Below are 26,545 nucleotides of genomic sequence, written 5' to 3' on the forward strand. Positions count from 1 at the left end.
GGCCGGCATCGGCCAGGCGGGCCAGGATGCCGTCGTCCACCACCTCCGGCGCCAGGGTCAGCAGGACGCGGCCGCCGGGGAAGCGCGCCGGCAGGCCCAGCAGGAACGCGATGTCCTCATCGGTGGGCGCGCGGACATAGGCCGCCTCATGCACGCCCCGGCGCTCCTTGTTCAGGAAGGGGCCTTCCAGGTGGATGCCGATGACGCCGCCGCCGGGCACCCGCGCCGCCTCGGCCGCCGCGTCCACCGCCAGGCGCCATTTGCCGGCGGCGTCGGTGATGAAGGTGGGCAGCAGCGCGGTGGTGCCGAAGCGGCGATGCGCGGCGGCGATGGCCAGGGCCCCCGCCGCCGTCGGCGTCTCATTGAACAGCACCCCGCCGCCACCGTTCACCTGCGTGTCGACGAAGCCGGGCGCCAGCAGGCTGTCCGGCGCCAGGACCACCTCGGCCGCGCCCGCCGGCGGCTGGGGCGCCAGGTCCAGCACGCGCCCGTCCTCCACCAGGACGCCGGCGTCGGTCACTGTCCGCTTGCCGGTGAAAACGGGGCAGCCGTGGAAGAAGGTCCGCATCACACCGTCTCCGTCACCTTGCGCAGGTTGGGCGGCACGTCGGGGTCCAGGCCCCGGGCCCGCGCCACCCGGTGGATGGCCCTGTAGAAGCTGGCGACCGCCGCCAGGGGGCCCACCTCCGCCGGCAGGCCCGCCACCACGGGCAGGGCCTCGACGCCGTCGATGCCGATCTCCGTCGCCAGGATGGGGGCGCCCAGGGCCGCCGCCCGGGCCAGGGTGTCGCGCGTCACCGCCGCCGTCGCGTCGTCCTGGGTCAGCGCCAGGATGGGGAAGCCGGGGCCCACCAGGGCGAAGGGACCATGCACCACCTCGGCCGCGCTGAAGGCCTCGGCATGCAGGCGGCAGGTCTCCTTGCACTTCAGGGCGATTTCCGCCGCCGCCCCGCTGCCGATGCCCCGGCCCAGGACATAAAGGCCGGTGGCCAGCTCCAGCCGGCGCAAAGCGGGATACCAATCCAGGGCCACGGCCTGGTCCAGCCAGCCGGGAACCTGGGCCACCGTGTCCACCAGGCCCGCATCCTCCCGCCAATGGGCCCCCAACTGCAGAAAGGCGACGCAGGCGGTGAGGTAGGACTTGGTGGCGGCAACGCTCCTCTCCGGCCCGGCGCACAGCGGAATGAAGACATCGGCCAGCGCGGCCAGGGGGGAGGTCTCGTCATTCACGAAGCCCACCACCAGGGCGCCGCCGGCCTTGGCGGCCTCCGCCAGGCGCAGCAGGTCGGGGCTGCGGCCGGACTGCGACACCGCCACGAACAGGGCGCCGTCCACGGCCAGGGGGGCATTGTAGAGGGAGACGACGGAGGGCCCGACGGAGGCGACCGGCACGCCCAGCCGGGTCTCGATGAGGTATTTGCCGTAGGCGGCGGCGTGGTCGCTGCTGCCGCGGGCGCAGGTGACCACCACCTTGGGCTTCAGCGCCCGCAGCCGGACGCCCAGATCGCGGAACAGCGGTGCCGTGCGGGCGATCTGCCGGGCCGCGGCGGCGCCGGACTCGGCCGCCTCCAGGGCCATCAGCGGAACCGTCGGGGACGCGGTCTTGGCAACAACCATAGCCTATCCTGCATCAAATGATGGCGGCGCCCGGTGACGGGCACGCCATAATACCATATAGAAACCAGTCGCCAACCCCCGCACATCCACCTGGCTCGACCGTCTCATAATTCATTGTTATATAACTATCTTTAGCCGCTCTTTCCTGGTGGCGGCGCAAGGAGGAGCTTCACCACGCCAGACCAGAATAACACCATAGGGGGATGACAGGGATGGTCGGGGTGACGCGCCCCCCTGCCGCCTGTCAGCCGTGCCGGCCGAAATCGAAGACCAGGGGCTGGGTGATGGGCACCTGGCGGTTGCGGCACACCGCCAGAAGGCCCGTGCCGCCCAGTTCCCCCATCCAGCGGGTATAGACGCCCTCCAGCATGTAGGACATCCAGGGAGGGGACATCAGAGCCGGCGCGGTGTCACCGGGGTGGGGTGGTCCGGCATGGGGCACGGGGTAGGCGCCGTGGCTGATACGCAGGAATTGCCCCTCATCCACCAACCGGACCCAGCCCCAGTCCAGCGCCGCCCAGCAATCCCCGATGGCACGCTCCAGATCCTCCAGGGATTCGCAGGGCGGCAAAGCCATCCCTTCGGCGAAGCGCAAACCGACCGACCGGTAAAAGGCCTGCGCTGCCGCCGGTTCCACACCGCTTTCCAGTTCAGCGAACAAGGTGTCGATGAAGGCGCGCCACTGAAGGGAGCAGGATTGCCACCGGTGATGGCGCAAGGTGACGGCATCCGGGGATTCCGGCGCGGCGGGCGACGCCTGCAGGGCGGCGAACCGTTCCTGAAACGCGGCAAGCATGGGGGTCAATCTCCAAGAGGGGTTTTCAAGGTGATGCGGCCGGTGCTCTCGGTCCAGTCGGCGGACCGTTTCACGGACAGCGAACCGCCCAGCGTGAGGAAGGAATTGATCCGGTATTCGAAGGCGCCGTTCAGGCCATACCCGATGTTGGTCGTTTCCTGCCCGCCGAAGCGCGTGCGGAACAAGCTGTCAGTGACGCGGTCGGCCGACAGCGCCACCAGCGCCGCCTGGCTGGTCGGATCATCCGGGAACAGGTTCGTCGCCTCCTCCCGGAAATGCTGGACGCCCAGGCTGCCGCCCAGCGAATACCGGAAGTTCGCCCCCTGCACGGTGTAATTGACAGGGAACGTCAGGGCGTAGAACTCCTGCGGGCTGAAGTAGCCGCCCTGACCGTACGTGAAATAGCGCAGATTGCGGTCATAGCCCATGCCCGTGGCGTTCACGCCCAAGGTCAGATCGGACGCGGACGTCTTCGCCAGGTGCATGTAGGCGCCCAACGTGGCCTGGACCTCACGATTGGCCGTGACATGGACACCGCGTAGCTCGCCATAGCCCACGTCGCCGTACAGCCCCAGGCTTCCGTCGTCATAGGCCAGCCCGGCCAGGGCGGCCGTCTTGGTCACCCCGCCCCAGGTCTGGCCGGTGACGGGGTCGCGGGCACCGGCATAGCTCAGCACGCTGTCGGTGACCGCGCGGCGCGACACGTCGAGTTGCAGCTGCGTCACATCGGAAAGCTGGGGCGTCCATCTCAGGCCACCGACCGGGCGCACGACACGGAAGCCAAGCGGCGTGGCGCCCACGTCCAAGGCCACGTCGTCCAGCCGGTACGACAGCTCCGGCGCCGCACCATTGGCGGCCTGCGCCTCCGGCTTGGTCACCTGCGTCGCCGTCAGGAACATGTTGCTGCCGAAGCGGCGGTAGGTGTCGGTGTTGGAACCCATGTCGCCGGCATCCAGGTGCACCCCCGTCAGGGAGGCCTGCACCTGCCCCATGCCGAACAGGGGCATGCTGAACCCCGCTTTGGCCGAGGATGCCACCAGGCGGCTGAGACCGGACTCACCGGAGCGCAGCCTTGCCTCCACCTCAGCCACGAAGCGGGGCATGGACTGTTCCTCCACCGCCGCCGTATCCGCCGCCAGCGTGGCCAGCAGGGGGTCGCCCGAGGGCACCGCGTCGGATGCCTTGGCCGGGGCGCGGAACGGGTTGGCGTCGGGGACGTCAGCGGCGGCCACTTGCATCGGTCCCCGCCCGAGTTGGGCCAGCCGCAACTCTTGCGCCGTCTTCAGCTCCTTGAGAGCCGTACCGCTGTCATCCTCCTTCCGCGCCAATAGCGCCAAGGCCTGGTGCACCTGCGGATCGTCCGGGTGGGCACGGACCGCCGCAGCCAGGATCCGACGTGCCTGCCGCGTCTCGCCGGCGGCGATGGCCGCCTCGGCGGCACCCCGCTGGGCATCCAGGTCGTCTGGATGATCGGCCAGGACGCCGCCCAGCAAGGCGAGCGCTTCGGCCGGCCGGCCGGCGCTGAGGTAGATGCGCCCCATCGCCTGGGCCAGGGCCGGGTCACCGCTGTTCGCCTTGAACAGCGGGGCGATGGCATCGTAGGCGTCGGCATAATCGCCGCGTTGGCGGGCGCTGTCAGCGATACGAACCGCCATGGCCGATTTCAGCCCCGCCAAGCCCTGGCGCTCAGTATCGCTGAGGTCGGCGCGCTGCTCCAACTGGCGCAGCAGGCCCGCCGCCTCGGCCCCACGGTCGGCCTTCATCAGCAGGGCGGTATATTGCAGGAGCGGCGTGGCCTTCACCTGGGCGCCATAGACGTCCGGCTGCAACAGGCTGAGCGCGGCCTGCGCGTCCCCGGCGTCCGCCAGGGCCCCCGCCAGCAAGCCCCGCGTTTCCGCCGTCCGCGCCAGGGGGCGCAGCCCCAGCAGGCGCACCCGGGCCTCGGCAGGCGGCTGCATCTGGGCCAACGTCACCTCGCGCCGCAGGGTCGCCTGCTCCAGCAGGGCCGTCATGGCCGGCGTCAGGGCGGCGGCGGGCACACGCTCCAGCAGGCCGCGCACTGCGGTCCAGTCCTGCCGGTCGGCCTGGAACAGCGCGGCGGCATGCAACAGGTCGACCCGCGTCTCCTCCGGCGTCACCGCCATGATCGATCGCGCAGCCGCATCGTCATGCTGGGCCACCAGGAAGCGGGCATAGTCCAGACGCAACCAGGCGTCATCCGGCGTCAGTTGCCGGGCCTGGACGAACGCCGCCCGGGCGCCCAGCACGTCGCCGGCGGCCACCGCGGCGTTGGCGCGGGCGTGCGCCAAACCACCCTGCAGGACGGTGTAGGCCGGTGATTGGCGCAAGGCCTCGGCCTCCGGGCTGGCCGCCAAGGATTCCGCCTCACGGTCGCGCCGCTGCCGCAGCAGAACGTTGAACAGGCCGGACAGCGCGGTGGGCTGGCCGGGGGTCGCCTTCAACACGGCGCGGTAGGCATCCTCCGCCCCGGCAAGCTCGTCGCGCCGCACCCGCACATCCGCCAGAAGCAGCGCGGCGACCTGCCGGTCGAGGGGGGAGCGCGCGGCGGCTTCCAAGGCTTGGGCCCGATCCTCCGCCGACGCCAGGCGCCCCGCGTCACGGTCTTCCGTCGCCGCCTGCATGTCCCGCCAGAACACGGCGCTGGCCAGCGCGTCGCGCCATTGCGCGGCCCGGGCCGGTGCGGCCTTGCTGGCGCCATCCAGCAGGCTTGCGGCCTCGGCGAAGCGGTTCTGGCGCAAACGCACCAAGCCCAGACCGGCACGGGCCTCCGCATCCGCCGCATTCTCCTTCAGGGCCGATTGGAACTCCGCCTCGGCCACATCCAGCCGTTCGGCCCGCAGGGCGGCGTAGGCCCGCGCCCGTGCGACACCCCGGTTGTCGGCGCGGGCCGCGGGCTTGTCCAAGGCCGCATAGCGCGCCCTGACGGCACCGTCATCCGGATTGTCGGCCAAATACTGGGCATACGCCGCCTTGTCGTCCGCGCCGGCGTTCAGCCACAGCAGCGTGTCATGGCGTATCTTCTTGGCCTCGCCATCGAGCGGCGCCGACTTCGCCATGGCCGCGAGTTGGGACAGCACCTCGCGCCGCGTCGCCTCACGATAACTCAACACCCGCAGATAGCTGATCCGCGCTTCCGCCGGTGCTCCGGGCTGTTCCGCCAGTTCGCGCAGGCCGTCGCGCGCCTCCTCCCAGCCGCTCTCGGTGCCGGCCAGTGTCTGATAATACTCCAGCGCCAGGGGGATGGTCGGCGGGGGCCCCTGGAAGATCTCCTTGTACCGGGCGATGGCGCCGGCCAGGTCGCCCGATTGGGCCGCGCGGCGCGCATCGGCCAGGGTGGCCCGGCGACCGCCGGCCTCCACGGCCCGCACCTCCGCCGCGACACCCGGGCTGGCGGGGCGCAGAGCGGACAGACGGCGCATCAGCGCCTCCGCCTCCGCGCGATGCCCCTGGTCAGCCTCAATCTCCGCGAGGCGGGCCAGCGCCACCGGCTGATTGGGCGACACGGTGAGCACGGCGTTCAGGGTTTCCCGGGCCAGGTCCGGCCGGTCGCGCCGAACCCAGAAGTCGGCCTTCTCCAGCATCAGGTTCAGGGCGTCGGGCATGGTCTCCGCCCAGGCGGCGGAGAGGGAGGACACCAGCAGGAGTCCGGCGAGCGCGACGGTCTTACGCATGCGACGCCCCTTAGGAACCGGTGCGGGCCAGGCGATCCTGGGCCCGGCGGCGCAGGAAGCGGATGGACGGAACGGAAATAAGCAGGATGGCCAGACCGAGGGCGCCGAGCACCAGGATGGGATGGCGTGACGCCCCCCACACCACAAACATCAAGGGCGGCAGATCGCCCACCCAATAGCGGCGCCCAACCTGGAAGCTGGACACCTCGGTGCGATTGAGGATGACCAGATCGCCCTGAATCCTGGGCGCCGTGCGTGGCTGCCGCAGCGCCTCGACCAGGCCTGGCAGCAGGTCGGCGTTCCCCGCCGTCAAGGCCACGACGCTGCGCTTGGGGGTCAGCGGCGACTCAAAGCCCATCATCAAGGCCAGCTGCGTGCCGCTGACCAGGACGCGCTCCGCATCACCATCGGTCAGCACCCCCGCCGATACCGGGTCGGCATCCAGCAACTGGGTCAGCCGCTGAAGGGGCGACAGGGTATTCAGGGCCATGACATCGTTGGTGATGCGCACGGGTGCGGCGGCCGCCCAGTCCCGCAGCAAGGGTTGATGCGCCGTGTCGCCGATCAGCAGCAGGTCACGGTCTTCAAGACCGGCCTTCCCCTCGGACGCCCGCCGCACGGTCACCTGGGTGGCCGGCATTCCCGTGCTGGCGCCCATCAGTCCCATCATGCCCAGATACGCGGTGACATCCCCCGCCTGCGGCCTTTCCGGCAGCACCACCACCGTCTGCGACAGATCGGCCATGCGGCTGTAGGGGAAACCCGCGCTGGCCAACGACGCCATGTTGGGCAGGGCTGCGAAATGGTGGGCGGAGGACAGGTCCAGCGTGCTGTCGGGATCGACGCCCGTGCGCAGATTGTCCGGCGTGGTGCCGTGACAGGCGCCCCGATCCACCGGCTGTAGCGAGTACATGAACTGCAGCTGGTTGCGGCCATAGAAAAGGTAGGGCGGCACCTCCACCGTCCGTTGGCGCGCGGTGTAGTCCCCCAGGGCGTAGGTCCGGAACCAGTCCGTCAGGCCGTCCTCGCGCAGCTTGAGGCTGGTGACATAGGTCCCGTTGAGGGAGACATCGAGGCGGGACTGTTCCATATCCAGCCACTTGCCACCCGGATACCGATAATTGACATGCAGCGGCACACCCCGGTTCTGCCAGACGAACAGATCCGGCGGCAGGCGGAACGGCACCTGCATCGGGCCCGGCGCCATGCCGTTGCTTTGCAGCACGTCGGACCCCACCAGCTCACCCAACCGGACGGACCGGTTCAGGGACAGCCAGCGCGGCGCGTCGTAGGGCTGACGCGGCACCAGCAAAGGCGGGGTCGCCCGCGCCTCCGCGCCGTTGAGCGCGGAGGCACCCAGCACCAGGGTCAGCGCGGCGGTGCGCAGCTCCTCATCATTGCGGCCCATGACCAGCAGCAGGCGCCGGTTGGGGGCCACGGGATTGGACCGCACCGCCACCATCGGGCCGTCCACCACCCCCAGGTCCAATTCAGCCGGGTGGTTGGCCGGCGTCGCGAAGATCACCGCGTTGTCCGGCGGCAGGCGGCGACCCAACGATGGGAAGCGGGCGGGACGATAATCGGCCATGGCGCCAAACCAGGACGCCACGATGCCCGCCGCCCGCAGCACACCGTCCGAAGGCTCATCCCCCAGCAGGAAGGGCAGCGCCAGGGGCCGGCTGTCATGATCGTTGAAAAACGGACGGGGCAGGATGGACAGGTCGGCGGCCACCGGCAGGCGCTGCAATGTCAGCCGCAGGCTGGAATTGGCGCTGAGCAGGGCCCAGAGGCTGGAATGCAGCGGATCCTCGCAGCCGGTAGCGTAGTGGCCGATGAACTGGAAGGTCAAATGGTTGTCCTGCTGGATGAGCAGGGGATTGACCGGCAGTTCCACCACCTGGCCACCGGCCGTGGCGGCGTTGAGGGGAATGGTGGTCAGCAATTCGTCATTCAGCAGGACCTTGAGCTGGCTCAGTTCCTTCAGCAGGGCCGGCGAATTGGTGATGGACAGGGTGAGCTTCGCCGCCGTGACGACATCATCCCGGCGGATGGGGAAATCGACGGTGCGGAAATCCTGCACCCCATGGAAGGTGAGCGCCCCGGCGCCGAGGTCCGTCAGGGTCAGCACCTCGCCGCGCTCCGGCTCCAGCGGCGTCGCATCGGTGGGCTCTCCCTCCGCCACCGCCTCGGACGGCGGCGTCCCCGGGGACGCCGCGGCGGGCGGGGCGGACGTGGCTTTGCCTGGATGGGCTGGCGCGGACATCGCCCGCGCCGCCGGCAGCAGCAAAAGACCCGCCAGACCCAAGGCGACCATCAAGCCGCCGGTCCGCCGGGCACGCCGCCGCGCGGCGATCAGGCCGAAGCCGTTGCACATGATCGCCCACGCGGACCGACGGACCCCCGTCACCGATTGGCCGGTCCAGTCCAGCCAGGCGTCGGCGCGCCCGAAAATGGCGCGCACCAGTTGCCGGTGCTGCCAATCGTCCAGATCATCGAACGCCAGACGCACCGTGCCGTTCCGCTGTTCAATGACCCGCGCCGGCAACAGGACGGGCAGGCCGCGGGCGGTCAACTCCACCGTGACCCTGTCGGCGATGCCGTCGATCGACTGCCTATGATCCATCGCCAGCAGGGCGCCGCCCATGGAGATGTTCCGGGTTTCGCCCACAAAGGCGCGGCCATCCGGCAGCGTCACCGCCATCTGGAGACGGGCGCCGATGCGGACCTGCCGGCGCACCTGCCGTTTTTCCACCCCCGCCGCCGCCGCCGCCGCGAGGATGGCGATGCTGAAGAAGGCCCAGAACAGGTTGGCGACCAAGACCACCACGTCCTGGCCCTGCATGCCCTCATACAAATATCGCCCAATGCCCCAGATATAACCGCCCAGCAGCAGCAGCAACGTGGCCAGTTGCGGCAGTACCGAACGGCCATCGAACTGGTCACGATCAAGGATGTCGCCCTTGCGCGTGACGTTGAAGGCGCCCTTGTAGGGGTTCAGCACCGTGCGCAGCGTTGGCACCAGCAGATGGAACGCCAACATTGTCTCATAGACCTCCGCCATGAAAAGCGGACGCACGGCCCCTTGCAGCCTCTGGTTCACGCCAACGGACAAGATGAGGTGGGGGATGGCGTAGGCCAGGACGACGATCGGACTGGCACCGATGATGTTCATGCCGAACAGCAGGTAACAGAGCGGCGCGGTCAGCACGACAATGCGCGGCAACGCGAAGAAATAATAAAGCATGGCATTGAGGTAGCAGAGACGCTGGGGCAGCGTGAGCCCGCGCCCCAACAACGGACTGTCCAGGCGCGCGATCTGGACCATGCCGCGCGCCCAGCGCGCCCGCTGCCCCAAATGCTGCACCAGCCGCTCGGTCGCCAGGCCCGCCGCCAGCGGCAGACGCAGATATTCGGTGTTCCAGCCATGGCGCTGAAGGCGCAGGGCGGTGTGGGCGTCCTCGGTCACCGTCTCCACGGCGAAACCGCCGATCTCTGCCAACGCCTCGCGCCGCAGCACCGCGCAGGAGCCGCAGAAGAAAGAAGCGTTCCAAAGGTCATTACCGTCCTGGATCAGGCCGTAGAACAGCAGGCCCTCCCCCGCCAGTTCGTGGCCCCGGGTCAGGTTGCGCTGGATGGGGTCCTGGGAATAGAAGTGATGCGGGGTCTGGACGATGGCCAGTTTCGGATCGCGCAGGAAACCGCCCACGGTCATCTGCAGGAAGGCGCGGTTGGGAACGTGGTCGCAATCGAAAACCGCGACCAACTCCCCGTCCGTACGGGCCAGGGCGGCGTTCAGGTTGCCGGCCTTGGCGTGGCGATTGTCGGACCGTGTCAGATAGCCGACACCGTTGCGCGCCGCGAACTCCTTGAACTCCCGCCGATTGCCGTCGTCCAGCACATAGATGCGCATCTTGTCCGCCGGCCAGTCGATGTCCTGCGCCGCCCAGATGGCCTGGCGAACGATCTCCAGCGGCTCGTTATAGGTGGGAATCAGGATATCGACGGTCGGCCACGCGGCGATGTCATCGGGCAACGGGGCCGGCGTCCGCCCCAGGGGCCATACGCTCTGGACATAACCCAGCGCCATGCCCAGCCCGGCATAGATCTCCGCGAGGAAGAGGAGAATGCTGAAAAGTCCTTCGGCGGGATGGGACAGGACGAGCGTGTCCGTCATCCGCCACCACAGATAGCGCGCGGTGTAGATCGACGAGGTGACGCACAGCAGCACCGACACCTCCCGCGACCGGCGGCCATACAGCACCAGCAGCATCAGGACGGCGGCAACCCCCAAGGCGACCTGCGCCTTCAAGTACAGGGGGGTGACGACAACACCAACGGCAAGCAGGCACCCAACGGCCAGCATGACCAGGTGGACGGGCGTGCTCGGCTCCAGCCACGACAAAGCCAGACGCCTGATAGACGGCACCGGCGGCGACGGGGGAGACTGGTTCATCGGGTCCACCATCTCAGGGCGCGGCGGCCGAAGCCGGGCGCTGCTTTGGGAGAGGATGCGGCAGGCGGCGGGACCAGGGCCCGCACCTTGGAGGCGAGGTCGGCGATATCGGCGGCGGCGCGCGACGCGGTCTTGCGGCTCAGGATCGGGCTTTGCGCCGCGGCAGCCTCGGCCACGCATTCATCGCGATGGATCGCGCCGACCACGCCATCCTTGAGCAGGGAACCCAGCAAGGAAGCGACATCGTGGTTGAGCCGCCGGGCCGGATCGACCTGATTCAGGACATAGCGCTTCGCGACGCTGGACGGCAGCCGCCCGGTGGTGAAATGGCCTGATTCGATCTTGGGCACCAGCGACAGCGACACCGCGTCGGCCAACAGCACCACCAATTCCAGATCGGCCGCGCGCCGCATTTCCTCCAGATAGACCGACACGCCCGGGGCTTGGTCGACGACGACATAGGCCCCACCGGAGGCCAGCCGGGCGCATTCCGCCGCCAAGGCCCCCTCGCCCGCCAGGACCCGCGCCTCCAGCCGGGGCAGCTCGACATTCGGCACGTGCCCGAAAGGCAGGACCCGCACACCCATCACCATGTGGGTGGAAAGCTGCGGCCGACCAGCCACGGTCCAGGGCGCCTGGGCGAAGCCGGGCGTGTTGATGGACAGGCCGAAATGCAGGCGCAGCGAGTTCTGGGGGTCGAAATCGAGCGCGACCACCTGCTCACCGGCCTGGGCCAGGGCGAACGCGAGGTTGCCGGCAAGGGTCGTCTTACCGACCCCTCCCTTGGGGGAGGAGACAACAATCAGGGGCATGATCGCCTCGAAAAGATAGGAAAGCCCTAGACGCGCCTTGGACTCACGGCGCTGGCGCCTCCCTCGGCGGAACGAGACCTCAACGGGAACGGGGGCCTGACTCGCTGCCGTTCTGTGGCACCTGCGCCAACCGTTGGAACAGTTCCGCAATCGACGTGCGTCCCGAGGAGGCAGGCCGCCGCGGCGCCGAGGCGTCGGCCGGCCAAGCCGCGATGGCGAAGCTTTCCGGCGCCAGACCCAAGGGCACATAGTCGCCGTGAGAAATGGCCGCATCGCGAGCAACCCGGCGATCAACACTGCGAGCATTTCCATTATTGCTCGCAGTGAAACCACGGGCACTGATTTGGTCATTTTCCTGGAACTCCCGATATGGAAAATCGGGCATGCCGGAATTAACCAAAAGACTCCGAATGTCGTCCTTCATTTTCAACCGCCACTCATCTTCTGAAAGGCGAATAGGGAGAGCGATCAAATCTGTCAAATAATGACAAATTCTTACAGGCCCTTTTTCTGCGCTTTCGTGGTTGATGCCTATCTAAAACTTAAAGCCAGCCACGTCAAAAGGATTCCTAAGCCTTCCAGGCGTATCCTTTCGGATAGATAGCCTAGAAATGAGGTACGAAAAAGTCGACGCGCCCACCTCCAGCGCATTCAAATTTCGCCACACTTATATAAAATTGTAGTTAATGCAACAAAGCCCATCCGCCGACAGAAGCCGCGTAAATAAAAATACTACTTCACAGGGAAATTACTGCAATAATCGGCAGGATATTAACTATTAATCCTATATTAATTCCATATTTAAAAATATTTGCCCACTTTTGTTATTATAAATAACCTCACCTCCAAAATCTTCCCCATAACAGCTCTATCATTCAAAGCCTGCGACATAAAAACACCTCAGCGCCCCTTAAGCCCCTCCGCGGCCCGGAAAGCACCGGCCCGCCATCGCAATGCATAGCCCATGCCAAGTGAATTCCGCGTTAATCCACACGGGTTAGGCCTGTAGATTCAGGTCGCTCCTGGCGCCCCCGGACATGTCGGACACGTCGGACACCATGGACACGTCGGACAGGTCATGGCTTTTGCAGCCAGCGGGACGCCATGGGGCAAGCGGGGGGGCAAGCGGGGGGATGACGTCGATATGCCGCTTTTCGTTCTAAGCGGAACAGTGCCAGGGTTGGAAACCATGGCGGCGCCCGCGTACGGTCGCGCACCGCATTACGCTAGCGGGAGTTGCGCGAACAGCGTCAGACTGGCCGAAAAGTAGTCATCTTCCGCTGTCAGATCTCTGGCGGGCGCAGCGCCGTCAACAATAAGTTTTGCGACCGACAAGTATCCGCCATGTTCAGTATAGGGCGCCACGGCGCCAGTCACCAAATCCACCCAGCCGGGGGGCGGCGCGGTCAGCCACAGGGCACGGAAGGGCGCCGCCAAGTCCGGGGCGAGAAGGCCGGCCAGCGCCAGATAAAGGGGAATGCGTACAGCGTCATACCCGAACCGGGGCGGAAAGCGGGGGTCCGGCACCAGTTCCCCGTCCTGATGCCGCAGGAGCCAATCCGGCGGCAGGGAATGCGCCCCGAACCGCGCCTCACGGATCAGGTCCAGGCCGCCCCTGGCAACGGCCTGCCAGGCCTGGTCCGCGCCCGGTACCGCCGCCATCCGCTCCAACGCCGCAAGTTCCTGGAAGGCCGGAAACACATAATAAGAAAGATTGAGCGTCAGCCCGTCCTCATGCTGGAAGCCTTGGGTGCCGGGCAGCAAAAGCGGCATGCCCCCGCGCCCCCCGGGCACCAACAGCTTTCCCCGGATCGCCGCCGCCATACGCAGCGCGGCGACACGATAGTCCGGCACCGTCCATCGGCGCGCGGCGCGGGCCAGGGCCCAAGCCGTCAAAAGGTCGCCGTCCGCGGCGTTATTGCGATCAGGCACCGACACGGGGCCATCGGGCAACCATCGCCATGCCAGCAGGCCATCGTCACGCCGCAGGTTGGCCTGGGTCCATTCCCAAATGGCGGCGAAGCTGTCACGGTCATCGGCGGCAACCGCGAACAGAAGACCGGTGCCCTGCCCTTCGGAATGACTGATGCCATGATTGCCCGTATCGACAACGCGGCCCGTGGCACGAACGAAACGGCGGCGATAGGCCGCCCAGGCGCTGTTAAAGGGCGCATCCACGGCCCACGCGGGATGAACGACGGACATGCCCGCCAAGCCCGCCAGCACCGCCCTTCGGGTCAGCACAACCGCCCCCGATTTATTATCGCATTAATGAACATGTTAACAATTATTCCGAAGCCAAAGCAATATGTGCCCTAAAATACGGACACAGCCAGTTCACTTTCAACAGACATTTAGAAAAAAAGGGAAATATATGATGAATACATTGACATTAATGTGGAAACATATCCACGCCAGATAAGGTTATCGGATGGTATTGTCTTGCATCCCGATCTCGGTCGTCGGGCCCCGTGCCGCACCATGCGCCCCTGCCGGGGCAAAGCCGGCGTCCCATCCCTCTCTTTAGCCATCGGGATGGCGACGCCGCGCGAATTGCCGATCAGAGCCGGGCCCTGACCCCGCCGAAAATGCCCCGGCCCGGCCGCAGGAAGCCGGTGGGGTTTTGGTAGTCCTTGTCCAACAGGTTGGTGACGCGGCCATAGACCGTGACCGTTTCGCTGAGATCGTAATTGGCCGCCAGATCCACGGTGGCATAGCCGGGCGCCTTCAGCCGAGGGATGGAGAAATCGCGGTTGCCGTCGATGAAGCTGCCCACCGCCACCACTTGGCCGTCCAGTGACAGCCGGTCGGTCGCCTGCCAGCGCACGTCCACGCTGCCCTTGTGTCGGGGCCGGCGCAGCAGTTCCTGGTTCAGCACGTCGTCATAAGCCTGGGTATAGGTGTAATCCAGCCGCACGGTCACGGTCTCCAGCGGCCTTACCGCGACGAAGGCCTCCACCCCCTGGGAGTGGGCCTTGCCGATGTTGGCATAGCTGGTGAAGTTGGCGTTCTGGGTGATCAGGTCGGTGAAATCGATATGATACCAGGTGGCGCCAACCTGCACCCGGCCTGCCGCCATGTCCTGTTCAACCCCCAGGTCATAGCCGGTGCTGCTCTCCGGCTTCAGGTTCGGGTTGCCGAAGAACCCGAAGGCCGGATAGTCCTGGAACATCTCGCTCAGGCTCGGCGCCTTGAAACCACTGCCGACGCTGGCCTTAAGGCGGGTGCCGGTGGCGGCGACCAGATAGGTGGGCGCCACGCGGTAGGTCACCTTGCCACCGAAGCGGTCGTTGCCGTCATAGCGGACGCTGACCGTGTCGTGGAAGTTCTCGAACAGGGTGGATTGCAGCTCGGCATAGCCGCCGTCGAGGGTGGTGTCGGCAGCGACGGGCTGATGAATGGCGTCACGCTGGTGCTCGGCCCCCACCACCAGGGTATGCTGGGCGGACACGGCGTAGTCAGCCTGCCAGTCGACCTTCACCCGATCACCAACATAATAAGTGTCACCGCTGTCGGGCGTGTGGGCGCTGGTCTTGACGCTGCCATAGGCGACGCCCAGCGTCTGGTTCAGGCGGCCATCCAGCAGGCTCACATGCGCCGTGCCCCGGGTGTAATACTGCAGCGTGTCGTTCTGGCTTTGCAGCGCCGCCGGATGGCTGGGGAAGGTGCTGAAATCATCGCCAGTGAAGCGCAGGTCGGTCTTGGTGTAGCGCCCCACCAACCCCAGATCGACAGTGTCGCTGACGTCGTAACCCAGCTTGGCGGATGCGGTGACGTTGTCGTAGCCGTCGTCGTTCCGCTTCTCCCCCGGGGCCAAGAGATCCAACGGCGTCACCGGCGTGGCGCCGGACCGGAAGTGGGCGATGGTCGCGGCGTAATGCAGCGGTCCGGTGGCGCCGCTGACCCCGCCATTCTGGTTGAAGGTGTCGAAGCTGCCGCCCTCGATCCCCGCCGTCAGGCGGGCGGGGCCGTCACCCGCCTTGGTGATGATGTTGATGACGCCGCCGATGGCGTCGGAACCGTAAAGGCCGCTCTGGGGCCCGCGCAGCACCTCCACCCTCTCGATATCCGGGGTCAGGAACTGGCCGAAATCGAAGGCGGCGTTGGGATTGCCGGGGTCGCCCATGTCGATGCCGTCGACCAGCACCTTCACATGGTTGGAATTGGCGCCGCGCATGAAGACATAGGCCTGCCCGCCGGGGCCGCCCGTCTGCACCATGTTCAGGCCGGGCACATCCTTCAGCGCGTCGGGCAAGGTCTGGGCCTGCTTGGCGGCGATGTCGGCGGCGGTGATGAGCGTGACGCTGCTGGCCACCTGCGACACCGGCGTCGGCACGCGGGTGGCGGCCACGACGATGTCGGTGATGGCGTCCCCGTCATCCCCGGCATCGGCGCGGGCGTGCGGCGACAGGGCCAAAAGGGCGGCGGTGGACAGCACAATGGGTAGGCGCATGGATTTCCCCCTCGCGATCAATCACAAGAGGTCGCCCCACAGGCACCGACATCGGCAGCACGGGCAGCTTGGCCACGTCCCGGCGACGACCCCCAAACGGTGTCGTCGCGACGGTTTCCCCCGCAGTCCCCGGCGCACCCCGGCCGGCAACAGGACGACGGCGCGAGGCAGGTCTCCTGGCTTCCGGGTCACCGCTTGCATCCACCTTCCCAGGGCTTGAGGGCCCCAGTGGCGTATCGGATGGTCGCTCACCGGTCACAGTTGCGGGGGCAGCCGCGGACTTGAGATACCGCGTTCCCTTTCGATCCCTTGCGGGAACCTTGCGCCTGGGGCCGGAGCATACGCCAGGCGCCGCGCCGGTCAACCGGGGCGCGCGGCCCCGACCCGCAGGGCAGGTCAGCGCCAGGCGTAATTGAAGCTGAGGGAGATGCGCTCCTCATCGGCGCGGTTCAGCGCCACCTCATGCCGCAGCCAGCTTTCCCACATCAGCAGGGTCCCTTCCCGCGGCTCCACGGCGATGGTGGGTTGCAGGCTGCGGTCGGCCTTGGCCTTGCGCGGCGGCGCGGCCATCATGAAGGGAAGGCGCGGGTCCTCGAACTTCAGGACCGAGGCGCCGGCCGGCACGCGCACGTAATAGGTGCCGCTGATGACGCTGTTGGGATGGATGTGGGACCCGTGGAAGCCGCCCGGATCCAGCACGTTGATCCACAGGGAATCCAGTTCCAGCTTGCGGCCGCCCAGGTCCCAGTCCTGCACCTTGGCGAACGCCTTGGCATGACGGTCCAGTTGGGCCTTCAGCTTCTTCAGGATGGGGAAGCGCCAGATCAGATCGTCCAGCGAGGCGTAGCTGGTGTACCCGGTATAGCCATGCTTATCCGACCAGCGCTGGCCGGCGCCATCGTCCTCCGCCGCCGTCAGGCAGCAGGTCGCCACCTCCTCGTTCAGGGGCAGCATCTCCTCCAGCTCGGCCCGGTAGATGCGGGTGGCGAACAGGGTGTCGATGTGGGCGGCGGAGGCGGTGGTGGGGGTATCGTCGGTCATGCCTGGGCTTTAACGCGCGGGTCCCGGGCCGTCAATGCGGCAGTGAGGGAGCATCGCCCGCGAGCAGCAGCGGGCTGCCCACCGTATGGCCGATACCGCAAAAGCAGTAGGGCGTGGGCCGGTTTCTGCCGGTATAAAGGGAACCCCTGGGGGCGCCCGCCCTTATCACCAGGGTTCGCCTTGAACGACGACCGGCCAGGCACCCACGCGGGCGCCCAGGGCTGGCACCGCCCACGGAACGCGCATCCATGCACTTGGCCCCCGACGCCCTTCCGCCGGACGTCCGCAAGGACGACCCCCACGCCGGCATCGGCTTCACCGAGTTCGTCCTGATGGTTTCGGCCATGATGGCCATGAACGCGCTGGGCACGGATGCCATGCTGCCGGCCTTGGGCCAGATCGGCCGGTCGCTGGGCGTGCTGGAGGAACCGCGCTGGCAGTGGATCGTGACCGCCTTCCTCCTGGGCTTCGGCGGGGCGCAAATCTTCTACGGCCCCATCTCCGACCGCTATGGCCGCCGGCCAGTCCTGCTCTGGGGCATCATCTTTTACGCCCTGGGCAATCTGGCGGCGGCACTGGCGCCCACGTTCGAGGTGCTGCTGGCCGTGCGTGTGGCCCAGGGCATCGCCGTCGCCTCCACCCGCATCGTCGTCGTGTCGGTGGTGCGCGACTGCTACGCCGGGCGGCAGATGGCCCGGGTCATGTCGCTGGCCTTCATGGTCCTGCTGGCCGTGCCCATCCTGGCGCCCAGCCTGGGGCAGCTGATCATGCTGGTGGCCCCGTGGCGCATTATCTTCGCCTGCCTCACGGCCTATGCCCTGGCGGTCGCCCTGTGGCTTTGGCGGCGGCTGCCGGAAACGCTGCACCCGGAATACCGGCGGCCCATCGACGTACCCACGATCATGGCCGCCGCCCGCCAGACGGTGACGGACCGCCAGGCCATCGGCTACACCCTGGCGCAGACGCTGATGATCAGCGCCGTCTTCGCCTACCTCAACAGCATGCCGCCCATCTTTGACGAGGTGTTCAAGGCACCGGCGCTGTTCCCCCTGATCTTCGCCCTGACCGGCATGTCGCTGGCGGTCTCCGCCCTGCTGAACGCCCGCATCGTCCTGCGGCTGGGCACGCGGCGCCTGTCCCACGGCGCGCTTCTGGGCTTCATCCTGTTCACCGGCATCCACACCCTGATCGCCCGGAATGGCGAGGGGCTGGTGGTCTTCACCACACTGCAGATCCTGACCATGTTCTGTTTCGGCCTGGCCGCCAGCAACTTCGGCGCCATGGCCATGGAGCCGGTGGGCGCCATCGCCGGCACCGCCGCCTCCGTCCAGGGGTTCATCAGCACGGTGGCCGGCGCCCTGATCGGTTTTGTGATCAGCCAGCACTTCGACGGCACCACCCTGCCCCTGGTCGGCGGCTTCCTCGCGTGCGGGACCGGCGCCCTGGCCATCGTGCTGGTGACGGAGCGCTTCCGCCTGTTCCACCCGCACATGGGCAAGTGAGGGGGCGAGCCCTCACCGATGCTCGGGCTTGTCCTCCGGCAGGGGCTGGCCGTCGTGCAGATAGGGCGGCGCCTCGATCAGGACGAACACGATGCGGGCCGGCGTGGTGGCACTGGGGTTGCGCCACAGATGCATGGTGCCGCGCTGCACGATGATGCCGCCGGCGCCCACGGTCTTCTTCACCCCGTCGTCCAGCTCCAGCTCCACCTCGCCCGACAGGACGATGCCGTAGTCGATGCTGTTGGTGCGGTGCATGGGGGACACGCCGCCCGGCAGCATGTCCACCACCCGGATGACGGACCCCTGGTTCAGGGTCAGCCCCGCCTCGCGCAGGCGGCCATCCGTCTCATCATTGTTGTCGGCCGGAACGGTCGCCGTGGTCCACAGCAGGGTGAAGGCGGCATCACCGGAGGGGATGCGCCGGGTGGGGAACTCGTCATCCGCCATGAAGACGGCGCGGGCCTGGGCATCGTGCCCCGTCACCACGCGCCGCACAGGCGGCAGCCCGGAATCGCTGATCATGTCGCAAGTCTTTCCCATGGAACCTGAAGCTCAGCGGATCAGATGTCGGCCAGCAAGGCTGCCTGGGCCTTGGCCATCATGGCACCCATGGTCTCGGGCGACACATGGTCCTGCTGGGCCTTGCCGATGGCGACGCTGCTTTCCACCACCAGGCGGCAGCGTTCGAAGCGACGGTCGGTGAACGCCTGGAAGGCGGCCGGAACGTCGGCGTGACGCTGCAATTCCTCCACCAGGACCAGGGCGTCTTCCACCGCGATACCGGCGCCGGAGGCCAGGTGCGGGGTGGTGGCGTGGGACGCGTCGCCGATGAGGATGCTGCGGCCCTTGAACCACTTGTCGCGGGGCAGCAACACGGCCTCAAGCGGACGGACATTGACCCAGGAGTCCGCATTCAGGGCGTCCCGCACCGCGCCGACCGGGCCGCTGAAGGGGGCCAGCAGCGCCGCCAGGCGCTGGTAGGCCGTGGCCTCGTCCACCCGCCGCATCTCCGGCACGTTTTCCAGCAACCACAGGTACATCAGGTCCTGGCTGACCGGCACCAGGCCGCAGGTGACTGGCGCGCCGACGAAGAAGTGGGAGCGGTCGATCTCCGGCGGGCGCTTGGCGACGACGCGCCAGCAATACTGGCCGGTGTAGGCCGGCCGGGGCGCGTCGGGAAACAGGAAGGACCGCGCCTTGGAAAAGGCGCCGTCGGCCGCGACCACGAAGTCATAGGTGCCGGTGCTGCCGTCGCTGAACCGCGCTTCCACCCGGTCGCCCTGGTCGGTCCATTCGGTGGCGGTCAGGCCCAGGCTCACCCGCACTCCCGCCTCGCGCGTCAGGCGCGACAGCAGGGTGTGCAGATCGGGGCGCATGATGCCGCCGGATACCGGCAGGTCGGGCTGAATGGGGCGGTCCTGCAGATCGGCCACGGGCGTGCCGTTGGGGATGCAGATGCGCCCGCCCTCCGTCACGTGATAGCCCTGGGCCTTCAGATCGTCCAGGATGCCCAGGCTGCGGAAGGCGCGGTAGGTCGGGCCGGTCACGGTGATGCCGGCACCATAGACGCGCCAGTTAGGATCGGCCTCCACCACATGCACGGGCCAGCCGGCCCGGCTGGCCAGGATGGCGAAGGACATGCCTCCGATGCCGCCACCGAGAACAAGGATGGGGGCGCGGTCCACGCGCGATGAAGACTGAGACATCGCCAACTTCTCCCGTTTCTTCCCTATGCGCGCCCTCTAAAAAAGGGGTGCGTCAGGGGCGATCCTAAGAGCCGCTCAGCTATTGTTAAAATTGATTTGGAAGATATCTTGGCAGCGGTTCGGCAAATGCCTGGCCGGCAGAAACAACGGCAGCAGGGCGAAAAACGGATGGATTCCAAAGGCATGGCCCAATTACCCGGAACCCTGCGCGTATGACGGCGCCGTCCGCGAACCGTCCGGCCACGCGGCTGGCCACCCGCCTGGCGTTCCTGGCCGCCGGGTTCAGCATGTCCTGCTGGGCCCCGCTGGTGCCCTATGCCCGCGCCCGGCTGGGGGTGGACGATGCCACCCTGGGCCTGTTGCTGCTGTGCCTGGGCATAGGGTCGGTGGCGGCCATGCCGGCGACCGCCCCCTTGAGCGGCCGGCACGGCACCCGGCCGCTGATCCTGGCCGGCGGGCTGGGCATGGCGCTGGCGCTGCCGGCCCTGGCGACGGTCGGCAGCCTGGCCGGCATGGCCGTGGCGCTGCTGGTGTTCGGCGCCTCGCTGGGCACGTTGGACGTGGCCATGAACGTGCATGCGGTGGAGGTGGAAAGCGATTCCGACCGGCCATTGATGTCGGGCTTCCACGGGCTGTTCAGCGTCGGCGGCTTCTGTGGATCCGGCGGCATGACCCTGCTGCTGGCCGCCAGTATGGCGCCCTGGGTCGCGGCCAACCTCAGCGCCGCCCTGGTGCTGGTGATGCTGGCCCTGGCCGCCCCCCGCCTGCTGCGCAAGCGCCCAGCGGGGCCCCAGGCGGCAGGCCAGGCGGCGGGCGGGCGGGCGCCCCTGTTCGTGGTGCCCCAGGGGATCGTCCTCCTGCTCGGAGTTCTCGCCCTGATCACCTTTCTCACCGAGGGGGCGCTGCTGGACTGGGGCGCGCTGCTGCTGACCGATCACCGCGGCGTGCCGCCGACCCAAGCCGGCCTGGGTTACACCCTGTTCTCGCTGTCCATGACGGCAGGGCGCCTTACCGGGGACCGGGTGGTGGCGGCCCTGGGCAGCCGGCGCGTCATGCTGTGGGGCGGGACGGCGGCTATCGCCGGCCTGGCGCTGCTGCTGCTGGCCCCCCAGACGCCCCTGGGGACGGTCCTGGCCTTCGCTGGCTTCCTGCTGGTCGGCGCCGGCGCCGCCAACCTGGTGCCGGTGCTGTTCAGCGCGACCGGGCGCCAACAGGTCATGCCCTCAGCCCTGGCCGTGGCCGGCATGACCGCCATCGGATACGCCGGCATGCTGGGCGGCCCGGCGCTGATCGGCTTCATCGCCCGGGGCTGGGGCCTGCCGGCCGCCTTCGCCCTGCTGACGACGCTGATGTTGCTGGTGCCACTGTCGGCCAGCCGCGTGGGCCGCATCGACGCCCCCGCCAACGATAGCCCCTGAACGCGCGGCGGGACATTATGTCGCGCACCCGCCACCCGCGCCACAACCGGGAATGGTTGATTGCCGCCGATCACCCGGTACACTTCAAGTGACGTGCATGGGGGCGGGGGCGGAATGTCGCGTGCGGAAACGATGTCTCTGAAAATGCTGGTGTCACTGGCGGTGATCCTGACGGCCATATCCGGCATAATGGAGGTTCACAGCCGGCACACCTTCCCCTCTTTCATAGCAAATTCCGGATACTTCCTGTTCTCTTCATTGTTCTATTTTGCGCTTCGGGACAAGCTGACGGACAAGACAGCCCGCTTTTTGATCCGTATCTACCTGCTGATTTGCATCGGTGCGGTCGTGTCCATCGCGGGCACCTTATTCGGCTTCTGACGCCCAGACCTCCCGCACCACCGTCTGTAGCTGTCCGCCCAAGACAGGTTTGTACAGGATGGCGGCGGGGTGATCCGTGTGGATACGTTCCAGGGTCGCCGGCTCGCGCGACGCGGTGATGAAGATGACCTTGGACCCGACGGTGTGGTGTATGGCCAGGGCGGCGTCCACGCCATCGCCCTTGCCCTTCAGCCGCATGTCCATCAGCACCAGGCGGGGGCGCTCCGCCTGCGCCATCGCGATGGCATCGGCCGCGGTGGCGGCGGTGCCGCACACCTGCAGCCCCATGTCCTGAATCTGGATGCTGAGCGTTTCCGCGATCAGGAACTCATCGTCGACGACCAGCACGCAATCCTTCAGGGGGCCGCTCATGGCGCCGCGTCCATTCCCGGCTGCGACGCTGGCCCCACCGGGGGCGCCGGCAAAATGATTTCCACCCGCGTGCCTTGGTCGACCCGCACCGTCATCGTCCCGTCCAACTGTCCCACCAGGCCCTTCATGATCATGCTTCCCACCCCCCGCCCATAAGCGCCAGCCGGTTGCCCCGCCTCCGGCGCGGCGGCCCCGGTGCCGTCATCGGCGATGACCAGCAGCACATCCCCCTCCGCCCGGCGGCACATTTCCATTGTGATGGTCCCCTGTCCATCGGGGAAAGCATGCTTCAGTGAATTGGTGATCAATTCGGTCACCAACAAGCCCAGGGGGATGGCGAAATCAAGATTAACGGTCAGCGGACAGAGGGAAATACGCAGCGATACCCGGTCATCGGCGCCGGATTGCAGGATGTTGCTGGCCAATTCCTGGAGGAAGGGGGCGATGTCGAAGGTTTCCAGGTCTGGCGATGCCATCAACTGCTGATGCACCAGCCCCAGGGCGTAGACCCGGCTGCGCAGCCCCGCCAGCGCCTGGCGCGCCTCCGGGTCGGTCAATTGCAGGCTCTGCATCATCACCAGGCCATCGATGACCTGCAGATTGTTCTTCACCCGGTGATAGACCTCGCGCAGTAGCAGGTCACGCTGCTTCAGGGCGGCCGTGCGCTCGGCCACCATCTCCTCCAGATCCGATTTGGCCGCGCGCAGTGCCGCCGTCACCGCCGCCCGCTCCGCCAGCGCCTGGGTCAGCTGGGCATTGGCGGCGCTCAGTTCCGCCGTCCGTTCCGCCACCCGCCGCTCCAGCTCGGAGTTGGCGGCCAGCACCTTGGCCTCGCTGTCGCGCAGCAGCGCGGCGGTGCGCGACTGCTCCTCGACCGTGCGGGTCAGTTCGGCGTTCAACAGGCTGAGCTGGGCGGGCGTGGGCAGGGCCAGCACCCGGGGCACCACCGGCCACAGCATGACCGCCGTCGCCACCGACAACAGCGCGGTCAGCAGCTTCTCCAATCCCTCCACCCCGTAGGCCGGCACCCACAGCGTCATCACCGCCAGCATGTGCGTCAGGCCGCAGGCCAGGATGAAGGCCATGAACAGATGCCCCACCCAGCGGTAGGCCAGATCGCCGCGCTTGCGCACGAACCAGGCCAAGGTCAGGGGGATGGAGAAGTAGGACAGGCCGATGATGGCGTCGGACCCGGCGTGCAACCAGATGAGCCCCGGCACCCAACTGAGACAGAAGCCATGGGGCGTCAGGCCGGATGGATCCAGCAACCAGTCAGTCACGGTCATATAAGCCGGCCCTCCACCGCCGGGACACCCTGGGTCGTAGGACGACATGTCCCTAAACCTTCGCGGGTGCCGACGGTGGGCCGCGCCGTCGCGGCCGTCAAGTCGCGCGTTGGGGTGAATCCGGTTGTCTGGGCCCCGAGTCAGCCGGCCTGGGCCGCCGCCGTGACCTCACGCCGCACCAGCTTGTCCAGCAGGGGGAACTGGGGATCGCCCAGCCAGGCGCGCACAGCCGCCACGTCGGCCAGCGCGTGCAGCGCCGCCGTCGCCTGTTCCGGACGGCCAACCTTGATCGAGATGCCGTCCAGGCCATGCACGCTTTCGAACGCGTGCTCATCGGGAACGTCATCGCCGATGAAGATGGGCCGGCGTCCCTGGAACGGCGGCGTCGCCATGAAACGGTGGACGGCATCGCCCTTCAGCGCCTGGGCCGGCAGCAGTTCCACGCCCACATTCCCTTCCACCACCCGATATCCCGCAGGCAGGCCGGGCAATGCCGACTTGGCCAGCCGGGTGATGTGCTCCAGGCCATCGGGGTGGGGGCCGGTATGGATGGCCAGTACGGGGCCCTTGCGTTCGATCACGATGTTGGGGGCGTGGCCCAGTTCGGCCTGCGCCCGTTCCGCCAGCGTCGCCAGGGCCGGCGGCTCCTCCGCCGCCACCGCCGGCTCGTCCGGTGACAGGCGCAACTCGATACCGAACAGCCCGCCGGCGCGCAAGCGCAGGGGCTGAAACAGCGTGTCGATGGACGCCAGCGACCGGCCGCTGATCAGCGCCAGCGCCCCATCCAGCTGCCGGTCGAGATTGGCCAGCAGGTCGCGCAACTCATCATCGACCACCACGCCGGTGGGGTCCTTGTGATGTTCCAGCAGCGTCCCGTCGATATCCAGGAACAGGGCCCAGCGGTCCCCGGCGGTGGGCGCCAAGGCGCTGTCGGCCATCGCGTCAGAAGTGGTTCGGCTCAACGCTTTTTCCTTTCCCCATGCTGGTCCCCATGCTGACAAGGCGGACCACGTTGCGACCCAAGGGCGTGCGACCCAAGGCGCCCCGCGCGGAGTGCTGGCGGGCCAGGCGGGCCGTGACGTGGGCGGTGTGGTGGCGTTTGCGCAGGCGGGCGCCGTCCAGCAGCATGTTGCCCGCCCAGCGGCAGATATTGTTCTCGCGCACCGTCTCGCGCATGCGGCGCATCCGCTCGCGCTGTTCCTCCGGCGACATGGTCAGGCCGCGCAACAGGGCATCAGCCGTGCCGCAGGTGTCATAAGGGTTGATGATGATGCTCTCCGGCAGTTCCTTGGCCGCCCCGGCGAAGCTGCTGAGCAGCAGCACGCCCTGCTCATCCTCGCGCGCCGCCACGAACTCCTTGGCCACCAGGTTCATGCCGTCGTGCAGGCTGGTGACCATGCACAGGTCGGCGGCGCGCAACAGGCCATAGACCTCATCCTTGCCATAGGATTCGTTCAGCAGGTGGACGGGCTGATAGCCGTCATGGCCATAGCGGGCGTTCAGCTCATCCACGAAGTCCAGGCATTCGCGCTGGCATTGCTGATAGGCCGGCAGGGCGGTGCGGCTGGGCGCCGCCACCTGCAGCACCACCAAGCGGCCGATCCATTCCGGATGGCGCTTGAACAGCTCCTCCACCGCGCGGAAGCGGTCGATGATGCCCTTGGTGTAGTCGAAGCGCTCCACCCCCACGCACAGCTTGGCCTGCGGCGGCAGGTTGAACCGCTCGAAGATGTCGCGCCGGCAGGACGCCACCGCCGGCTGGCGCGCCAGCGAGGCCGGCGGCCATTCGATGGAAATGGGATGGGCGTGCACATGGGTGGTCAGCCCGCCGCAGGTGATGGCGGCCGAATCCCGTTCGATGCGGCTTTCCAGGAAGCGGTCCACCGTCTCGATGAAATTGTTGCAGTAATACTGGGTATGGAAACCCACCACCGAACTGCCCAGCAGGCCATCCAGGATGCGCTCCCGCCAGGGGCAGATGCCGAAGATCTCGGCGTTCGGCCAGGGGATGTGCCAGAAGGTGATGATGACGGCGTCGGGCAGCCGCTCGCGGATCATGCGGGGCAGCAGGGCGAAGTGGTAATCCTGGATCAGCACCACCGGCCGCTCGTCCCGCGCCTCCTCCACCACCACGTCGGCGAAGCGGCGGTTCACGGCCTCGTACACCTCCCAATCCTCGGCGTTGAAGCTGGGCCGGGTGAAGGCGACATGGCACAGCGGCCACAGGCCATCGTTGGAGAAACCGTAATAGTAATGCTTCTCCTCATGCTCGTTCAGCCAGACACGGCGCAGGGTGTAGGACGGATTGTCCGGCGGCACGGCGATGCGGTCGTCCGCGTCCACCATCAGGTGGTCGGCCGAGCCGCTGCCATGCGCGATCCAGGTGCCGGAGCAAGCGCGCATCACCGGATCCAGCGCCGCCACCAAACCCCCGGCCGGCGCCCGCAGCTTGACCGCGCCGTCCTCTTCCAGGTCATGGATGAAGGGTTCGCGGTTGGACACCACGATGACCTGCGCGCCCGTCAGCTCGGTCTTTAGAAGATGCCGCAGCGTGTCGGGCGTCCAGGTACCCAGCCGGTCGGTGGCCACGCCCTCGCTCCGGGTGGAGCGCAAGGCGCGCTGGGCGGCGGCGTGGGCGTCGCGGGCGTGGGCCACCGGGCCAGAGGCAATGGGGCCAGAGGCGATGGGGGTGGAGGTGATGGGGGAATGACCCGTCCGGCCCCGGCCATCGCCACGCGAAAGATCCTCGCGCAGGGAAATGGTGGCGTCATCCACCGCCGCCGACCGGCCGCGTCCCCAGCGCAGCAACACCGCGCACGAGACGGCAAGGGCCGCGGCGGATAAAAATAGGCTGGCCCCCACCAGGTAGACGGTGGCGGAGTCCTGCGAGAACAGTGCCCCCGGATCGATGTCCATCATGGTGATACACCCATACCCTATCGGTTGGAAGACTATGACCTGGTATTATCATTGTTAGGACCAGGACCTATAACGCGTCGCTTGGATGAATATCTTC

The 26,545-nt window shown here is 67.5% G+C and carries 18 protein-coding genes, 1 pseudogene and 1 riboswitch; of the genes and pseudogenes, 3 read left to right on the plus strand and 16 right to left on the minus strand.

The features are described 5' to 3' along the window. The 10 genes and pseudogenes from FBZ90_RS24455 to FBZ90_RS24495 form a co-directional block, all read right to left on the minus strand. A pseudogene (locus tag FBZ90_RS24455) lies at positions 1 to 568 on the minus strand (N-acetylglucosamine-6-phosphate deacetylase); the annotation flags it as partial. After that, the gene (locus FBZ90_RS24460; RefSeq protein WP_145735778.1) at positions 568 to 1,617 is read right to left on the minus strand and encodes an SIS domain-containing protein; all 1,050 of its coding nucleotides are present in this window, start codon (positions 1,615 to 1,617) and stop codon (positions 568 to 570) included. The pseudogene FBZ90_RS24455 and the gene FBZ90_RS24460, both read right to left, overlap by 1 nt. 244 nt (positions 1,618 to 1,861) lie before the next feature. Further along, complete coding sequence (bcsD, locus tag FBZ90_RS24465) at positions 1,862 to 2,413, minus strand: cellulose biosynthesis protein BcsD (protein ID WP_145735784.1); 552 nt, start codon at positions 2,411 to 2,413, stop codon at positions 1,862 to 1,864. Positions 2,414 to 2,418: 5 nt separating this feature from the next. Next, positions 2,419 to 6,105 (minus strand): cellulose biosynthesis protein BcsC, encoded by a 3,687-nt coding sequence (locus FBZ90_RS24470; protein WP_145735794.1) that lies wholly within the window; start codon positions 6,103 to 6,105, stop codon positions 2,419 to 2,421. A 10-nt stretch (positions 6,106 to 6,115) separates the two neighbouring features. Continuing rightward, positions 6,116 to 10,558 (minus strand): UDP-forming cellulose synthase catalytic subunit, encoded by a 4,443-nt coding sequence (bcsA, locus tag FBZ90_RS24475; RefSeq protein WP_186456022.1) that lies wholly within the window; start codon positions 10,556 to 10,558, stop codon positions 6,116 to 6,118. Next, positions 10,555 to 11,370, minus strand: coding sequence for a cellulose synthase operon protein YhjQ/BcsQ (locus FBZ90_RS24480; protein WP_186456023.1), 816 nt, complete (start codon positions 11,368 to 11,370; stop codon positions 10,555 to 10,557). Before FBZ90_RS24480 ends, bcsA begins: the two co-directional genes overlap by 4 nt. A 79-nt stretch (positions 11,371 to 11,449) precedes the next feature. Further along, positions 11,450 to 11,851, minus strand: a complete 402-nt coding sequence (locus tag FBZ90_RS27975; protein WP_186456024.1) for a hypothetical protein — start codon at positions 11,849 to 11,851, stop codon at positions 11,450 to 11,452. A 740-nt stretch (positions 11,852 to 12,591) separates the two neighbouring features. After that, positions 12,592 to 13,575: a family 8 glycosyl hydrolase gene (locus FBZ90_RS24485; protein WP_145735800.1), complete on the minus strand. Its 984-nt coding sequence runs from the start codon at positions 13,573 to 13,575 to the stop codon at positions 12,592 to 12,594. Between the two features lie 355 nt (positions 13,576 to 13,930). After that, positions 13,931 to 15,823, minus strand: a complete 1,893-nt coding sequence (locus tag FBZ90_RS24490; RefSeq protein WP_145735801.1) for a TonB-dependent receptor plug domain-containing protein — start codon at positions 15,821 to 15,823, stop codon at positions 13,931 to 13,933. A gap of 149 nt (positions 15,824 to 15,972) precedes the next feature. Next, positions 15,973 to 16,161: riboswitch (cobalamin riboswitch) on the minus strand. A 58-nt stretch (positions 16,162 to 16,219) separates the two neighbouring features. Continuing rightward, on the minus strand, positions 16,220 to 16,864 hold the full coding sequence (locus FBZ90_RS24495) for a TIGR02466 family protein (protein ID WP_145735803.1): 645 nt from the start codon (positions 16,862 to 16,864) through the stop codon (positions 16,220 to 16,222). A gap of 248 nt (positions 16,865 to 17,112) precedes the next feature. Between FBZ90_RS24495 and FBZ90_RS24500 the strand changes: the two genes are divergently transcribed. Then, positions 17,113 to 18,366 (plus strand): multidrug effflux MFS transporter, encoded by a 1,254-nt coding sequence (locus FBZ90_RS24500; RefSeq protein WP_145735805.1) that lies wholly within the window; start codon positions 17,113 to 17,115, stop codon positions 18,364 to 18,366. A 12-nt stretch (positions 18,367 to 18,378) separates the two neighbouring features. Here FBZ90_RS24500 and FBZ90_RS24505 read toward each other — a convergent pair whose 3' ends face one another. Then, positions 18,379 to 18,888, minus strand: a complete 510-nt coding sequence (locus FBZ90_RS24505) for a cupin domain-containing protein (protein WP_145735807.1) — start codon at positions 18,886 to 18,888, stop codon at positions 18,379 to 18,381. A 38-nt stretch (positions 18,889 to 18,926) separates the two neighbouring features. Further along, positions 18,927 to 20,072 carry an FAD-dependent monooxygenase gene (locus FBZ90_RS24510; RefSeq protein ID WP_145735808.1) on the minus strand — a complete coding sequence of 382 codons (1,146 nt, stop codon included), beginning with the start codon at positions 20,070 to 20,072 and terminating at the stop codon, positions 18,927 to 18,929. A gap of 212 nt (positions 20,073 to 20,284) precedes the next feature. On the opposite strand from FBZ90_RS24510, the gene FBZ90_RS24515 reads away from it, so the two are divergent. Next, positions 20,285 to 21,490: an MFS transporter gene (locus FBZ90_RS24515; protein ID WP_145735810.1), complete on the plus strand. Its 1,206-nt coding sequence runs from the start codon at positions 20,285 to 20,287 to the stop codon at positions 21,488 to 21,490. 60 nt (positions 21,491 to 21,550) lie between these two features. Continuing rightward, positions 21,551 to 21,871, plus strand: a complete 321-nt coding sequence (locus FBZ90_RS24520; RefSeq protein ID WP_145735811.1) for a hypothetical protein — start codon at positions 21,551 to 21,553, stop codon at positions 21,869 to 21,871. On the opposite strand, the gene FBZ90_RS24525 is transcribed toward FBZ90_RS24520, so the two are convergent. The 4 genes from FBZ90_RS24525 to FBZ90_RS24540 form a co-directional block, all read right to left on the minus strand. Further along, positions 21,857 to 22,243: a response regulator gene (locus FBZ90_RS24525; RefSeq protein WP_145735813.1), complete on the minus strand. Its 387-nt coding sequence runs from the start codon at positions 22,241 to 22,243 to the stop codon at positions 21,857 to 21,859. The two genes, FBZ90_RS24520 and FBZ90_RS24525, sit on opposite strands and share 15 nt — an antisense overlap. Beyond that, the gene (locus tag FBZ90_RS24530; protein ID WP_211102296.1) at positions 22,240 to 23,529 is read right to left on the minus strand and encodes a sensor histidine kinase; all 1,290 of its coding nucleotides are present in this window, start codon (positions 23,527 to 23,529) and stop codon (positions 22,240 to 22,242) included. The genes FBZ90_RS24525 and FBZ90_RS24530 overlap by 4 nt, the downstream gene beginning before the upstream one ends. A gap of 140 nt (positions 23,530 to 23,669) precedes the next feature. Next, positions 23,670 to 24,491, minus strand: coding sequence for a trehalose-phosphatase (gene otsB, locus FBZ90_RS24535; RefSeq protein WP_211102298.1), 822 nt, complete (start codon positions 24,489 to 24,491; stop codon positions 23,670 to 23,672). After that, positions 24,472 to 26,448, minus strand: a complete 1,977-nt coding sequence (locus FBZ90_RS24540) for an alpha,alpha-trehalose-phosphate synthase (UDP-forming) (protein ID WP_246130854.1) — start codon at positions 26,446 to 26,448, stop codon at positions 24,472 to 24,474. The genes otsB and FBZ90_RS24540 overlap by 20 nt, the downstream gene beginning before the upstream one ends. Between the last annotated feature and the right edge of the window lie 97 nt (positions 26,449 to 26,545).

It is taken from the genome of Nitrospirillum pindoramense, assembly GCF_007827955.1.
In the GTDB taxonomy this organism is placed as follows: domain Bacteria; phylum Pseudomonadota; class Alphaproteobacteria; order Azospirillales; family Azospirillaceae; genus Nitrospirillum; species Nitrospirillum amazonense_B.